This is a genomic window from Calothrix sp. CBUCES-K 9914 (genome assembly GCF_059640475.1).
Genome location: NZ_JBXXZH010000076.1, coordinates 22312 through 37466, shown reverse-complemented (window position 1 = coordinate 37466; position 15155 = coordinate 22312). Strand labels below are relative to the sequence as shown.

Here is a 15155-nt window from a genome sequence, read left to right as displayed (position 1 = left end):
AGACACCGGAATATAGGCATCTGGTATCATCGCAGGAGGCAGCACGTCTCGCAAATACGATTGTAGCTGCTCTTTCGATAAACCTGCGGAAACTACATAAGCAACTAGCTCTTGGCCAGAAGTATCTTTTTCGCGAACCAACACCACACAGTCGTCAATCAATGGATGATTTAGTAGAGCAGCTTCCACGCAAAGGCGATCCACAATACAAGTATTTAATTGTTGCTTCATACGTGTGCCCCCCATATATAACCCTAAACAAAATGGAAAAGTCGAAAATAAAGGCTTGTAAGGATAAGGATAAGCTAAGAATTTGTTAAGTAATTTTTACTCAAACTAAATAAGCTATCAACATGTTTAGATATTATTACATGTATCTCAAATTACTTTACTTGATTTTTAATTTTGTGTAAATTTACTGAAGGGAAAATAAAGATAACATCAAGACTATAAAATTTTTCCTTATAATATTATATTAAGGTCGGCACTGCCCACCCTTTAAAGGCGGCACCTGAAAGCTTGCAAGTTAAAGCACTACTGGTTCGTGTCATTAATTTTGCAGTGTTGTAGCATAAATCAAAGCACCTGTGAAGTAATATCTTTTTTACTAAAGAGACACGGGGTACACACATCGAGAGAAAGAGAGATTTATTTGGAGGCGCCAAAGAGGTCAAATTTAATGACACAGCCACTATTATATAGATAGAGTTGTTGACGAGCTAACATCCTCACATAATTTGAAATTGCTATGATTACTGCTACTGCTAAACGTTTTACGATAGAAGAATACGAGCGTTTAGCTAAACTCGGATTTTTTAGCGAGAATGAGCGAGTTGAGTTAATTAAAGGAGAAATAATTTCAATGGTTGCTAAGGGTACGCCTCATGCAGTTTGTGAAACACGTCTGGAACGAGAATTAAATAAACTCATTGGAGAACGTGCAACCCTACGCGGGCAGTTACCAATTATTATTCCTGACTTTAGCGAACCAGAACCTGATAGAGTGATTGCCAAAAACCGAGACGATGATTATCTCGATTCTCATCCGACTCCAGAAGATGTACTACTATTAATTGAAATTTCTGATTCCACATTAAAATTTGACCAAGATGTGAAATTACCTATTTATGCAGAAGCAGGTATCAAAGATTATTGGATATTTAATTTAGTTGATATTCATTTAGAAGTATATAGCGAAGCAATACAAGATTTTCAAGGCAAGTTTACTTATCGCCGAAAAGAAATTTTATTACCTAATGAAACAGTTATTCTTCCTTGTTTTCCCGACTTGACGCTTGATTTATCTAAAGTTTTTCCAAGTATATTGAATTAATAATATATGAGACGGCTGAGGACAGCCGTTCCACAAGCTTCTTTTTGCATGTAAAATTAACTTGAACCCTGATTAATATGCAAATTATAGGACGGGCAAGGATGCCCGTTCCACAATCCACAATCCACAATCCTCAATCCTCAATCCTTTTTACAAGAGGTAAGTTAGTTATTTAGGAAGTTTTGTACTATATCTAGGATACGTGCGGAAGCTTGTCCATCACCGAATGGGTTAATTGCGTTTGCCATTGTTTCATACGCAGTGACGTTTGCTAGTAATTCGGCTGCATTTGTAACAATGTTGTTTGTGTCTGTACCTATGAGTTTGGCTGTTCCTGCTGTTACTGCTTCCGGACGTTCGGTTGTTTCTCGCAGTACTAAAACTGGTTTACCAAGACTTGGCGCCTCTTCTTGTAATCCACCTGAGTCTGTTAATAGTAAATATGAGCGCATTATTGCTCCAACTAGTTCGGCGTAGTCGAGTGGCTCTGTTAAAAATATACGTGGATGATTGCCGAGTAATGCTTGTAATGGTTCACGAACTGTAGGGTTACGGTGTAGAGGAAGCAACAAGGCTGTGTCAGGGAATTTATCTAAGATTTTTAAAAATCCTTGGGCTATGTCCTGCAATGGTTCTCCCCAATTTTCACGACGATGAACTGTTGCTAGGAGGACGCGGTATTTCTCCCACTCTAAACCAGGTATATTACAAGGTGGTTGCTTTGCTGCCACATCTAAGAGCGCATCGATTACTGTATTCCCAGTTAAATGTATTTTTCCTAATACACTTGAACGCTGTAAGTTTTCTACTGCTAAACTTGTTGGTGCAAAGTGCAACTGCGTAATTTGCGATATCAGGCGCCTATTTGCCTCTTCTGGATAAGGGTTATATAACTCGTCAGTTCTCAACCCAGCTTCAACGTGTCCAACTGAGATTTTACTGTAAAAAGCTGCCAAAGCAGCAGCAAACGCCGTTGTTGTATCTCCCTGAACAATTATAAAATCTGGCTTCTCTTTTTGAAATAATGTCTCTAACCCTTGCAAACTCCTACAGGTAATATCACTCAAAGACTGCTTTGGCTGCATAATCTCTAAGTCATTATCTGCTTTTATATCAAACAATTGCATTACCTGCTCTACCATTTCCCGATGCTGTCCGGTCAATATCACCTTCGACTTGATACCAGCAGCATTTTGAAACACCTTTATTACAGGCGCCAGTTTTATCGCTTCTGGACGAGTACCTAAAACAATATAAACACATTTCTCAACACTCATACTTTTAATAGTCAATAGTCTAATTATTAGTAACAGCTAAATAGTTAATGCTTAATTGTAATTAGTCAACCGTCATCCATCACATTAATAATTAGGCGCCCACCTTCTCAGCACTCAGCACTCATCACTCAGCACTCAGCACTCAGCACTCAGCACTCATCACTCAGCACTCAGCACTCTTAAGCAAATTGAAACTCGCCAATCATTTTGACTTCTGGCTCTAGTGCAATTGACCAATGGTCTTGTACATTATGCTGGATGTGACGAATTAGGTTAAAAATATCACAAGCACTGGCGCCACCACAGTTAATGATAAAGTTCGCGTGACGGGGTGCGACCTGAGCTTTACCAATTTGATAGCCTTTTAAACCAGCTTGCTCGATTAACCAACCTGCGGAATATGGTTTGGGATTGCGAAAAACGCTACCACAACTAGGTTTATCGTAGGGTTGTGTATTTAAGCGGTGTTCTTTGTGCTGTTTTGTAGTAGCTACAACTACTGCTGGGTCATTACCTGGTTGAAGTTGGAAAGTTGCCTGAGTAACTATGTTCTTACTGCCTTGAAGTTTCGATGTGCGGTAAGTATAACCTAAATCGGCAGCTGTGAAGGTCTTTAATTCTCCACTAGGTAAAAGTACTTCAGCACTGACAAAGATATCTGCAATACAGCCATCATGGGCGCCTGCGTTCATAACTACAGCACCACCAACTGTCCCAGGAATACCTACTGCCCACTCGAACCCTTGAAAACCAAGCTCTGCTGCTGAGTATGCTAAACCAGGAATAGACTCACCTGCGGCTACTGTTACAAGTCCTGTATCGGTGTCAAAGTGACTATGGCGCAAATGACGTGTTCCAATTACTAAACCCGGAATACCACAATCACTTACTAGTAAATTTGACCCAGCACCGAGAACTGTTACAGGTAAGTTTTGTTCGTGAGCGTACTTAATGCTTGCTTCAAGTCCTGTAATATCACGGGGCGCCACATACCATTCTGCTGGACCACCAACACGGTAAGATGTATATCCGGCGAGCGATACTTCTGGTCTAACAACACAATTAGTCCCAGGTAAAGAAATCACTCTATCAGCCTCAACCGTTTTTCGAGCGCCAGCACCAACTTTCGTATTTTTGCAGATATATGCTTCTGCTGAGAAGATTGTCATATTTACCTTTTTAGATGATTTTTGAAGCTGATAAGATAAACACCGTAAATATACGGTTATTGTTTTTTACTGAATGCAAGTGAGCGATACTATCGGTTAAGACAAACAAGCCAGAAAATACGTAATCAACCTAGTAGTACAAATTGTAGTATAGATTAATATTTTCTGGTAGTGTATTTCTTAAGCACCAATAGTTTATGAAGTTGCTTGTGCAGGCTGACGCATGGCGGTAATAATTTCAGGAATAACTTGGTTAAGGTTTCCTGCTCCTAAGAATAGCGCCAAATCACCAGGGCGTAAGTTTTTGAGCAAGTAATCGTAACAAGAGTCTAGGGTTGGCTCATAGTGTACATGGTCGTTGTATTTGCCAATTTTGTCCGCTAATATCTTGCCACTTATTTGTTCTAAATTTTGCTCGCCCGCACTGTATATATCAGTAATAACCGTTAAGTCCGCATGAGCAAAACTTTCAGCAAATTCATCTAAAAAGGCTAATGTACGGCTATAGCGATGTGGTTGAAAAATTGCCACAACTCTTTGTTCGGGACGTGTTTGTAAGCGAGCAGCTGCTAATGTCGCTCGAATTTCGCTGGGGTGATGAGCATAATCATCAATGAAAGTTATACCATCTACTTCGCCCCGGAACTCAAATCGGCGCCGCGCACCTTCAAACGTTGCTAGACATGCAGCTATTTTGCCAAATTCCAAACCTAAGATTCGACCGACAGCTACAGCTGACAAAGCGTTGCTAAGATTATGACGGGACAATAAACGTAGGTTCAACACACCTAAAGCTTTGCCACGTTCCCAAACTAACGCTCTCGATCCATCCGCACGGTAATCTACATCTGTAACATAGTAATCGGCGCCTGTATCAGGGTAAAGGCTGTAAGTTATATCCGGTTTGATGCGGTCGCGCACAGTCTCACAGTCGATACAACCGACCAACACTTCACAGCTATTAGCAAAGGTTTGGAAAATGTCAATGACTTGTTCTAAAGATTCGTAATGGTCAGGGTGGTCAAGTTCTATATTAGTAATAATACCTATACGTGGCGCATGTTTTACCAAAGAACCGTCTGATTCATCGGCTTCTGCTACTAAATAACGACTTTCTCCCAATCGTGCGTTGCCCTCCCAAGCTTTGACTTCGCCACCTACTAATATAGTAGGGTCAAGACCTGCTTCGAGTAACATGTAGCCAATCATGCTACTTGTTGTAGTTTTACCGTGAGTGCCTGCAACAGCAATACTGTCGTATTCAGCAATCAAGGCAGCAAGTACGTCTGAGCGATGAAGGATTGGGCAACCGTTTTCTATTGCCGCTTTATATTCTAGGTTACTTTTGTTAATTGCTGTTGAACATACCACTTGCGGCAGTTGCGAGCCAGAAAGAATTGATACATGATTATTTGGGTCTTCGTGAGTCTCATCAACCTGCGGTTGAAAGAATTCAAGATTACTAGCTTCTTGCTTACTAAAAATGTGGGCGCCAATAGTTTCCAATTTATGAGTCATGTGATTAGGACGTAAGTCCGAACCAGACACTGGTAAATGGCGTTTTGCAAGCACATAAGCAAGCGCAGACATTCCAATCCCGCCAATTCCAATAAAATGAAATGGTCTACCGCTAAAATCTACATTTGTCTTCATTACATAACTCCTCTAACACCACACCACACCAGGACTATAAGTAACACGGGTATCATAACAGGTATCTTAAAATTGCCAATACAGCGTCGGTAACACTGTCGAAACTTTGTGCATGAAATATATCTCCTCTAACATTTAGTTAATTGACAACGATTTTACCTGTAAGAGAGCGTTTTTCTCTAACTGAATTAATAATATGTTTATTCTGATATTTTCAGCACAATCGGGAAACATATTAGGTAGAAATAAATTCTCCTCTCCAATGGTTGATTTTATTCGTTGTGATATACAGCTTCAGAATAAGCTGTAAGGGAAACACAATAGTTACCCCTTCAAATAGGAGCGCGCGCTCCTGAGTAGATATTTGATCGCTCGAATTGTAACTCCTATTTCAGCATCACCCACATCGGACAATCAATAGTAACCGAAGTACCTTCAAATCGACCATCCTGATTGATTTTTAAGCGGCTTTACACATATTCACTGTTGACAAGAGGAAAATTAACGTTTACTAATTATCGATTTTCTGACTTTTTCTAAAATTTATAGCCTATATACCGATATAAGCATATAAGTTTATCAGCTTACTAATATTGATACATTTAGTGACTACTTATACCTCCCTACGGTAATATACATAATAGTGTTGTAGCAACGAACTCGATGATCGATAGTAGGAGTTAGCAGGGCGACAAAGACTTTGAAGAAACCTTTAAAGTCACGTTTTATCTGTTAAAGACTCCAAGTGGTGAGAATATAACTTACAAACTACTCAATACGCAAGCAACTAAGGCAACAACTCGCAAATCTGATCATCTGTGGTCGTACCATGTATTTGTACTTATTGCTTATACCTTTCGAGAGATTTTCGCCAAGTATAGAGAATTACAAAACGTTCAAAATGTTTGATCCTATATGTCAAGCTGTTTGCTGAACCGCGATGAAATATTAATTTTTTTTTTAGATTTAACGCTTGATAGTTATAAATACTCCCCCTTTGCGGTATGATTATGTTCATGAGTAGCATTTTTTAGGCATAAATACAGAGGGCAAGACGCTGTGATTAGAGTTGCAATCAATGGTTTCGGTCGCATTGGGCGAAATTTTGCGCGTTGTTGGGTAGGTCGAGAAAATAGCAATATAGAACTTATTGCGATTAACGATACGTCAGACCCAAAAACTAATGCACACCTTCTCAGGTATGACACGATGCTTGGAAAATTGAAGGGGGCAGAAATTTCTGCTGATGACAACTCGATTATCATCAACGGAAAAACCGTAAAGTGTGTGTCAGACCGCAACCCAGAAAACTTGCCCTGGAAAGAATGGGGAATTGACCTAATTATCGAAGCAACAGGTGTATTCACTGCCAAAGAAGGGGCGCTGAAACACGTCAATGCGGGTGCTAAAAAGGTTTTAATTACTGCCCCTGGCAAAAACGAAGATGGTACATTTGTAATGGGCGTAAATCATCATGATTACGACCATAACAAACACCATATAATTAGTAACGCTAGCTGTACTACTAACTGTCTGGCGCCAATAGCGAAAGTGCTGCATGAGAAATTTAACATCATCAAAGGCACGATGACCACGACCCACAGTTATACTGGCGACCAACGTTTGCTTGATGCTTCACACCGCGACCTGAGAAGAGCGCGCGCTGCGGCTATGAATATCGTACCAACTTCAACTGGTGCAGCAAAAGCAGTAGCTTTGGTATTACCAGACTTGAAGGGTAAATTGAACGGTGTGGCACTACGTGTTCCCACTCCTAACGTTTCAATGGTTGACTTCGTGGTTCAAGTTGAAAAGCGTACTATTACTGAGGAAGTTAACGAAGCTCTCAAGCACGCTTCTGAAAACGAGTTAAAAGGAATTCTCGCTTATAGTGACCTACCTTTAGTATCTTCTGACTACCAAGGTACTGATGAATCATCGATTGTTGATTCTAGCCTCACAATGGTTATGGGTAGCGACATGGTGAAAGTCATGGCTTGGTACGATAACGAGTGGGGTTATAGCCAGCGCGTACTTGACTTAGCAGAACTTGTTGCTACTAAATGGCAGTAATAAATTTTAGATTTTGGATTTTGGATTAATCTAAAATCCGAAATCTATTCACGTCCTGAAGGGAAAATCTAAAATGTTGAAATCCCCGGTCAAGTGTAAGAATTTGGTCGGGTATTTCTTTTTGTTCGTCATGGAGCAAAGCGCGAAGGATTAACTGTTCTGCCCTGGATTTGTTTTATTTCACGAGCATCAATAACTATTGCAGCAGACAAGCCAAATGCCTCCTGTAATTTTGAGTTTTTGAGATTATATTTCTACTATAACTTACAACTGGGCACCTCATAAGGTGCGTGACACTACTAGTTTGTTAGTTCTGATTTTCGATTGTTATAGTGTCACGCACCCTACTTAAAATGTTGAAATCCCCCGTCAAGTGTGAGAATTTGGTCGGGTATTTCTTTTTGTTCATCGTGGATGACTACATTCAAGTTAGATGTTACTGTTCCAATAATTGCTGCATTTTTACCAAATTCCTGAACTAATATTTCAGCTTCGAGGTATGGTACGCACAGTACTAATTCAAAATCTTCACCACCGTATAATACATACTCTAAAGTTTGTTCTGTGGAAAGCCAATTTTTAAAAGCTTTGGGTATAGGTATTTTTTGCCACTCTAAAACGGTGCCTACATTACTCGCGCGGCAAATTTGTAGAACTGCATCAGCTAACCCGTCGCTACTATCCATTCCAGATATTTGAACATTTTTTGGTAGAGAAGGTAAAATGTCAAGACGAGGTTGAGGACGTTGGTGAGCTTTTATTAAAGTTTGTTTTTCTGTTTCGTTGAGATTTTTTCCAACTTCGGGGTGTAACAATAATTCTAAGCCAGCACGCGAGGCGCCATGAATTCCTGTAACAATAATTGCATCCCCAACTTTAGCAGTGTTGCGCCGAATAATATTTTGGGGATATGCTTGTCCAAATGCGGTTATAGAAATTGTTGTCACAGGCGCCTTAACCAAATCACCCCCGACAATTGGAGTGTTAAAATTCTCCAAGCACTGAGTCATTCCTTTATATAAACCTTCTACCCAACTTACTGCTACATCACCAGGTAAACCTAGACCCACAGTAATACCTAATGGAGTGGCGCCCATCGCAGCTAAATCTGATAAATTAGCAGCAACCGCACGCCAACCAGCATCTTCAGCAGATGTAGTAATTTCACTGAAATGAACATTATCAACTAATACATCAGTTGTAACTACTAAAGATTTTTCAGGTGCCGTTACTATTACTGCAGCATCATCGCCGATAATATCCGAAGGACAATACCGCTGTAAAATTTTTAAAAGACCCTGTTCACCAATATCGCTTACTTTCATTTTTCAAACGTAGGGTGGCTCAAGCCACCATACCAGATTTTTCAAACTTTCTTTATTTTCAAACTTTGCAAATAAGCTTGAGGGTTGTCTGGGTCAAATTTAATACCATCAAAGAAAGTTTCTATACCGCGCGACGAAGTTTTGGGAATTTCTACATCGGCAACACTTAGAGACTTTGCAACTTCTCGCCATAAATCTTCTCGGTTACATGTATTAACAATTTTTTTGATGTCGGTATTGGCTGGAATTTTACCCCAGCGAATATTTTCAGTGAGAAACCAGGTATCATGGCTTTTGAACGGGAAAGAAATAGAAGTTCCTTCACTCGACCAAAATTTAATTGCTAAAGATGGATTTTCTACAACACGACCATCACCATAGTCAAATTTACCTTTAACCCGCCCTTCAATGTCAGATACTGATGCATTGACGTAATTTTTTTCTGCCAGAATTCTACATAATTCATCTTTGTTTTCTGATTTGTCGCACCATTGTTGAGCTTCCATAATACCAGCAAGTACAGCTTTTGCTGCTTCTGGATTTTTATTTACCCAATCTGCTCGCATTGTAAAGACTTTTTCTGGATGGTTTTTCCAAATTTCTCCAGATGTCACCGCAGTAAAACCGATTTTTTGATTTACAATACGCGCGTTCCAAGGGTCAGTAGCACAAAAAATATCCATCGTACCCTGTTTCATGCTGCTTACAACTTGGGAAGGAGGAATAACGACAATGGAAGCATCATCTTCTGCATTAATACCACCAGCAGCTAACCAGTAACGTAACCACAAATCAATAGAACTGCTAGGAAATGTAATCGCGCATTTAATTTTACTGCCTTTAGTTTTAGCTTGAGCAAAAACATTTCTTAATGGAGAACTATTTAAGTTAACTCCAAGTTTCTGATACTGATTAACAACAGAAATTCCCACACCGTGAGTGTTCATTCGCGCTAAGATATACATAGGAATTTTTTGATTTCCTTTAGTAATCTTACCTTCAGAAATTAATTCTGGAATAGGGCTTTGGAAATGTCCACCATCTATTCCACCACCAGCAGAACCAATTTCAATATTATCTCGTAATGCAGACCAAGAAGCTTGCTTGGCTACTTCAACATTTTTGGCGCCGTGTTTGGCAAAAAAGCCTTTCTCTTTTGCTATTATCAAAGGCGCACTATCCACTACAGGTAAAAATCCCAGTTTAATATTCGTATTTGTTGAATCACTTGAGCTTTTAGGAGTCGTAGCTGTTGTACCACTCTGATTATTTGTACATCCATGTAGGGCTAAACTAGTTAAAGTACTTGCGGTTGCTGTCAACAAAAACTGGCGCCGAGACAAGTTACCATGTAGACGCATAAAATCTCCATTATTTATAACAAATATTTGACTCAGATACCCAAAATGATGCGTTCTCAATTGTTCAATTTACTCTCAAAGCTGACGAAGTTAGCTGACGGGCTAGAGTTGAGATTTACTCCCCTTTACAGGTTCGCCCCAAGATGCACGGTTCCTCCGTTCCAAAAGTAGCAAGCATCACTTACTTCTAGTCAAGTAACACATACCAAGTTTCAGATTAAGCTAATTGTGATTGCAAACAAATTTAACATTGTTATCCCTACTCGGCAATATATGTAACCAAAGCAATTAATTATACTGACAGTAAGTTATTTCTATGAGTCACAAATATTCATGCTAGTGCATAATTTTGTATATTATGAATATACTTTTTAAATTGATCTAGAGAATATTTTTAAAGTTAAATAATTTATCAATTGTTATTTTAAAATATAAATTGCGGAGACGTGATATATCACGTCTCTACATTATTAATTATGCAACTGGTTCAACTAAATTTTCTAAACCGTCAATAACTTTCGCCGATTCAATTTTGTCACCAGCTTTGAGTTGGTCTAAAACTTCTTTTCCTTCGGTAACATAACCAAAAATGGCATAGCGACCATCTAACAAGTTACGTCCAGCAGGTGTTAATTCTGGTTCAAACAGGAAGAAGAAAATTTGCGATGAGCCACCATTGACATCGCGCTCTGGACGTGCTAGTGCTAAGGCACCAAACGATGAGAAAGGTAATACAGGCATATCAACATAGCGCCCTGCTTCTTCTAAAGTAATACCGTAAGTAGGCGCCTTATCACCTTCTACCAACACTTCAAAAGGAACCGCGCGGTATTGGTTGGTTTTAGGGTCGATAAAACCATCAGCATCTTTGGGTTTACCAGTTTGGAGAACATATGACTCTTCAGAACGAGTAAATTCCAAACCGTCATAAAAACCGCGTTGAACTAAATCAACGAAGTTACCAGCAGTTACAGGTGCGCTGTAACCGTCAACTTCAACCGTCATGTCACCTTTATTCGTTTTAATCGCTATTTGCGCGCGACCTTTGAGTTGAGGCAAATTACTATATTCACTGGGAACTTCGTAAGGGAACGCTTTGACCATCGTTTGTTCTAAATCCCCTACTAAATCTAGAATGCCCGCGCGCTCTTCTTTAACTTTCTCTTTATCCTTAACTTCTACAACAGCACGGAGCGATTCAATTTTTGTCTTGATTTGCTCAATTAGCTGCTCTGCTTCAGCTTGACGTTCACTTTTGACCGAGGCGAGAATCTTGTTTGGTCTATCAAGAACGCGCGATGCTTTCTTTACGTCGTTGTTAACTGCACCCCAGCGTTTGTTTGCACGTAGCTGGTTAGAGATATCTTCTATACTTTTTTGCAATTCACGTACTGGCTTATTATCGATAGGCAGTGCGTAACGTAACAGTGCTTTGCCGTCGGTGATGGCATTCCCTGCTGGCAATGCAGCATAACTAGGGGGAGTCCACCCAGTAGTAATACCTAAGATTAGAGTTAGCGACAGCACTAATTTTAGGCTGCCCTTCAGTTTGGTTTTTAATAAATCGAACATGGAAACTACTCAAATACAGCATTAATTGTCTTCCTGGGTGTTACCCATTAACAATCTTCCCACAGTAAAGTCCTTTATTAGTCAGGTGCGTGACGCTACTAACACTGCGCTTCGTTTTCAAATTTTAGTCAGGTGCGTGACGCTACTAGCACTGCGCTTCGTTTTCAAATTTTAGTAGCGTCACGCACCCTACTCTGGAAATTGTCGCACCAGCAATCTGGGGGGATTCCCTAAATTCTCCGTTTTTAACTTACAAGCAATCGGCGCCAGTAGTCCGTTAAATAAATCATCTACAACTCGTTTATAAATCAAACTAGAAGCAAATAATTCCAATTCCGAACGAGTTTGATTATGGTTTACAAAAATATACAGTTTATCTAACAATGAATAAAAAGGTGGAGCATGTTCGGCAATTAATTGCGTCCACATTGGTGGTGTCTCAGTTGGTAATTTTTCATCGTCTATATTTAAACCAAGAGTTACTATCAACTGAATATTATTAAATCCAAAGTTGATATACTTTTCACCGAGCATACCAACATATTGACCGCTACCGCTATTAAACTTGATGATTAAACATACCCTGTTATCATCCAACAAACACCAACTACCAATATAATCCGTTGGTTGTACGCTATTCGAGTCTACTGTCAAAACTTCTGCTGCTTCATTATTATAAGACTTAAGCAAGTCGGCTAGTTGAAAGCGTTCGGAGTCTGTTAAATACTTAATAGCGCTTTGCCACAAGTGTAAGTCTTGATTAATTAGTGTTTTCAATCTCACTACATCACTGTTATTTATTGCAGCAATGACATCCGATGCTAGTTGCAGCATCTTTACCTGTAAAGAAGACACGCGCGCGCGGTTCGCAGTAAACGTATTTACATAATCCCATTGTTTCAATGCAACAGCCGCATATGTCAGCATCACGTTCGCATTTACTACATCATTCTCACTCGCATTCATGACTCGAATACGATACGATTCAAATACTTCTTCCCATATAGCATTGGCGCCACACCCAAAGTACTCACTCCAATTACTATCATTATTAAAATTTACAGCCTTACTTCCAAACTCTGCTTCCATCCAAAACTGATACCACCATTCATCACCGAACGGTCGTACCCTTCTCAAATAATCGTACCAAACTTGCATCGTTGAAGCTGATTTATCACCATCAAACACTGCACCTAGGAACCATTCAGTAGGCGCCACTTTCCTATAATGTTCAAAGAATATTCGTACTACTAAGCTAGGGTCACAACCTTTATTGATGATGTTATGCAACTTCCTGCGTAAGTAACCAATTTGGCGCCTTTCTTCAAAAGTTAAAAGCTCACCATATTGGCTAAAATCAGGCTTACGACTTCTCGATTTGATTTCGGCAGCGAGGTTACTACATCTACTATATATATATCCACATTCACAAACCCGCGCGTAACGGTTAATCAGAGCATTACACTGTGGACAAGATTTTAGTTTAGGCTCAAACGAAGAAGGTTCTTTTTCAATTGGACATAAAGATATTGGGTGGTGTTCGGTGACAAACCCCAGTCTGGAAAAATTATCACAAAAGTCTAATAAGTAAGCGTGAGTCTTGCCTTTGTACTTCCGCGTTGGGCGCCCACTCATTTGGTACAGTTTCGACAAACTCGCTGTTGGATAAGCTAGTACTGCAGCATCACATATCGGAGCATCGAATCCTTCGGTAAATACAGAAACACCTACTAGGATTTTAAGAGTACCAGTATTAAATTGTTCGTATATTTCATCGCGTTCTTTACTTGATGTCGTCCCTACTATCAAACCCGCAGGTAAACCAGCATTATTAAGCCATGCGTGAATATCTTTTGCTTGTTTAACAGTGCCACAAAACACTACTGAATTTAAATGCCCGTAGTGGCGCCTATATTCATGCACAACTTTTTCATTAAATGTGGCATCACACACCAAATCTAATGATTCAGCGGTATAATCATCGGCGCCCATTGTTAGTTTTGAATAATCAATCAAACCACCCCAGCCAAAATGGCGAACTGGTGTGACTTGACCTAATGCTGCAAGTTCGTCGAGGTATGGACCGACTACTAAGCAGTCATAAAATTGACAAAAACCTTGCTCTGATTTTGTACGCCAAGGTGAACCAGTTAATCCTAAAAATTTACACTTACTGAGAGCAAATATACCACCACTATAGTGCAGCATTATATTATATGTAGTGCCCCAGTAACTTGTGGTATGCGCTTCATCGAAAATTACTAAGTCTATATCTGGTGGCAAATCACGATTATTCAAGGTTTGCAGCATTGCCACCTGAACAGGCGCTCCATAATTGACTGGATTGGCGCCGTGAATTACACTTGAGTGTATACCATAAAATCTTTGTAGTTTATCTACTGTTTGCCCAACTAACTTGGTACGGTGACAGCAGAATAAAACACGTTTACCCCTCGACACCCAGCGCGCGATTAAGTCGGCTGCTACTACGGTCTTACCACCACCAGTAGGCAAAAATAATAAACAGGAATTTTTACCCGCATAGTAGTGATTTTCAATTTTCTCCACCAATTCTTGTTGTATGCTGGTTAGTTGAATGACGCTTGCAGTAGATAGCATATGGACTTAAATGAAAATGGTAGTGATAAAAATGATTTAAGCAACCGTAAGAATAGATTTTACCTTTATTTTACGCAAATAGGTAGAATTATTTTAGTTGATAACGAGAAATATTTTCAGTGTGAATCGGATGGATTGACTTTTCCCATTAAAAACAAAGGTAATTATCGCTCACAAGACACTGATTTTATCGATAGATTAGGATGCTTTTCTGTAATTCCTCTTTGTGACAGTGGTGGAAAAATTCTTGCTTATCATATAATTGAGCTAAATGAAAAAAAGAACTCAGAAATATTTATTATTCAAGGTAGAGTAAAGCAAGCAATTCGCACGGGAACTGTACAGCTTTTAATTAATACATCAGGCAGTTCTGATATTATAGTGCCTGTGCAAACGAATAATAAATTAAAAATGAGCGAGAATCAAATATATCTTTGTCAGGGATATAGAGAAAATGATAAAATTTATATTCTTAATTCTGCTTTAATACCTGAAACATCTACTCCTAATAATAGAGAAGAAATAAAGGTAGTTGAAACAGATACAAACGTCAATAAATATGCTGAAATCGTTGCATCAAACCAAGATGGTATTTTAATATATATTCCTGCAAATCAAATTGAGCCAACTCAGTGGCGCCCGACTGCTGACAAAAAGTATAAACTCATCGTACTACCAGATGGCATCAAAATAATCAAAAATTCTTAAAGTAGGGTGCGTGACGCTACTAAAATTTTGAAACGAAGCACATCCATAGGTAGCGTCACGCACCG

11 protein-coding genes and 1 riboswitch are annotated in these 15155 nt (G+C 39.4%); of the genes, 3 read left to right on the top strand and 8 right to left on the bottom strand.

Annotated elements, in window-relative coordinates; genetic code table 11:
- Window positions 1-246, bottom strand: a 246-nt coding sequence (locus tag AC2JBO_RS18390; RefSeq protein WP_496955096.1) for an AMP-binding enzyme, incomplete at its 3' end; no start/stop codon positions are given.
- 502 nt (window positions 247-748) lie between these two features.
- Here AC2JBO_RS18390 and AC2JBO_RS18385 point away from each other — a divergent pair.
- Window positions 749-1333 carry a Uma2 family endonuclease gene (locus AC2JBO_RS18385; protein ID WP_496955095.1) on the top strand — a complete coding sequence of 195 codons (585 nt, stop codon included), beginning with the start codon at window positions 749-751 and terminating at the stop codon, window positions 1331-1333.
- Between the two features lie 164 nt (window positions 1334-1497).
- Here the strand turns inward: AC2JBO_RS18385 and wecB are convergent, their stop codons facing one another.
- From wecB to murC, 3 genes are all read right to left on the bottom strand, one after another.
- The gene (wecB, locus tag AC2JBO_RS18380; protein WP_496955094.1) at window positions 1498-2610 is read right to left on the bottom strand and encodes a non-hydrolyzing UDP-N-acetylglucosamine 2-epimerase; all 1113 of its coding nucleotides are present in this window, start codon (window positions 2608-2610) and stop codon (window positions 1498-1500) included.
- Window positions 2611-2789: 179 nt separating this feature from the next.
- Window positions 2790-3779, bottom strand: a complete 990-nt coding sequence (murB, locus tag AC2JBO_RS18375) for a UDP-N-acetylmuramate dehydrogenase (RefSeq protein ID WP_496955093.1) — start codon at window positions 3777-3779, stop codon at window positions 2790-2792.
- Window positions 3780-3974: 195 nt separating this feature from the next.
- Window positions 3975-5432 carry a UDP-N-acetylmuramate--L-alanine ligase gene (gene murC, locus AC2JBO_RS18370; protein WP_496955092.1) on the bottom strand — a complete coding sequence of 486 codons (1458 nt, stop codon included), beginning with the start codon at window positions 5430-5432 and terminating at the stop codon, window positions 3975-3977.
- A 1059-nt stretch (window positions 5433-6491) separates the two neighbouring features.
- On the opposite strand from murC, the gene AC2JBO_RS18365 reads away from it, so the two are divergent.
- Window positions 6492-7505 (top strand): type I glyceraldehyde-3-phosphate dehydrogenase, encoded by a 1014-nt coding sequence (locus AC2JBO_RS18365; protein ID WP_496955091.1) that lies wholly within the window; start codon window positions 6492-6494, stop codon window positions 7503-7505.
- A gap of 344 nt (window positions 7506-7849) precedes the next feature.
- Here the strand turns inward: AC2JBO_RS18365 and thiL are convergent, their stop codons facing one another.
- From thiL to AC2JBO_RS18345, 4 genes are all read right to left on the bottom strand, one after another.
- Window positions 7850-8830 carry a thiamine-phosphate kinase gene (thiL, locus tag AC2JBO_RS18360; RefSeq protein ID WP_496955090.1) on the bottom strand — a complete coding sequence of 327 codons (981 nt, stop codon included), beginning with the start codon at window positions 8828-8830 and terminating at the stop codon, window positions 7850-7852.
- A gap of 41 nt (window positions 8831-8871) precedes the next feature.
- A complete protein-coding gene (locus AC2JBO_RS18355; RefSeq protein WP_496955089.1) occupies window positions 8872-10191 on the bottom strand; it encodes a CmpA/NrtA family ABC transporter substrate-binding protein in 1320 nt (439 codons plus the stop codon).
- 65 nt (window positions 10192-10256) lie between these two features.
- Window positions 10257-10378: riboswitch (cyclic di-AMP (ydaO/yuaA leader) on the bottom strand.
- Window positions 10379-10665: 287 nt separating this feature from the next.
- A complete protein-coding gene (locus tag AC2JBO_RS18350; protein ID WP_496955088.1) occupies window positions 10666-11763 on the bottom strand; it encodes a peptidylprolyl isomerase in 1098 nt (365 codons plus the stop codon).
- Window positions 11764-11952: 189 nt separating this feature from the next.
- Entirely contained in the window at window positions 11953-14382 is a 2430-nt protein-coding gene (locus tag AC2JBO_RS18345; protein ID WP_496955087.1) for a DEAD/DEAH box helicase, read from the bottom strand.
- On the opposite strand from AC2JBO_RS18345, the gene AC2JBO_RS18340 reads away from it, so the two are divergent.
- Window positions 14383-15090 (top strand): hypothetical protein, encoded by a 708-nt coding sequence (locus tag AC2JBO_RS18340; protein ID WP_496955086.1) that lies wholly within the window; start codon window positions 14383-14385, stop codon window positions 15088-15090.
- The last annotated feature ends 65 nt before the right edge of the window (window positions 15091-15155 follow it).

Excerpts from the sequence above, each read along its gene's own strand:
- AC2JBO_RS18345 (WP_496955087.1), bottom strand. The coding sequence starts at position 14,382 with ATGCTATCTACTGCAAGCGTCATTCAACTAACCAGCATACAACAAGAA.
- murB (WP_496955093.1), bottom strand. The coding sequence starts at position 3,779 with ATGACAATCTTCTCAGCAGAAGCATATATCTGCAAAAATACGAAAGTT.
- AC2JBO_RS18385 (WP_496955095.1), top strand. The coding sequence starts at position 749 with ATGATTACTGCTACTGCTAAACGTTTTACGATAGAAGAATACGAGCGT.
- AC2JBO_RS18355 (WP_496955089.1), bottom strand. The coding sequence starts at position 10,191 with ATGCGTCTACATGGTAACTTGTCTCGGCGCCAGTTTTTGTTGACAGCA.
- thiL (WP_496955090.1), bottom strand. The coding sequence starts at position 8,830 with ATGAAAGTAAGCGATATTGGTGAACAGGGTCTTTTAAAAATTTTACAG.
- murC (WP_496955092.1), bottom strand. The coding sequence starts at position 5,432 with ATGAAGACAAATGTAGATTTTAGCGGTAGACCATTTCATTTTATTGGA.
- AC2JBO_RS18350 (WP_496955088.1), bottom strand. The coding sequence starts at position 11,763 with ATGTTCGATTTATTAAAAACCAAACTGAAGGGCAGCCTAAAATTAGTG.
- wecB (WP_496955094.1), bottom strand. The coding sequence starts at position 2,610 with ATGAGTGTTGAGAAATGTGTTTATATTGTTTTAGGTACTCGTCCAGAA.
- AC2JBO_RS18340 (WP_496955086.1), top strand. The coding sequence starts at position 14,383 with ATGGACTTAAATGAAAATGGTAGTGATAAAAATGATTTAAGCAACCGT.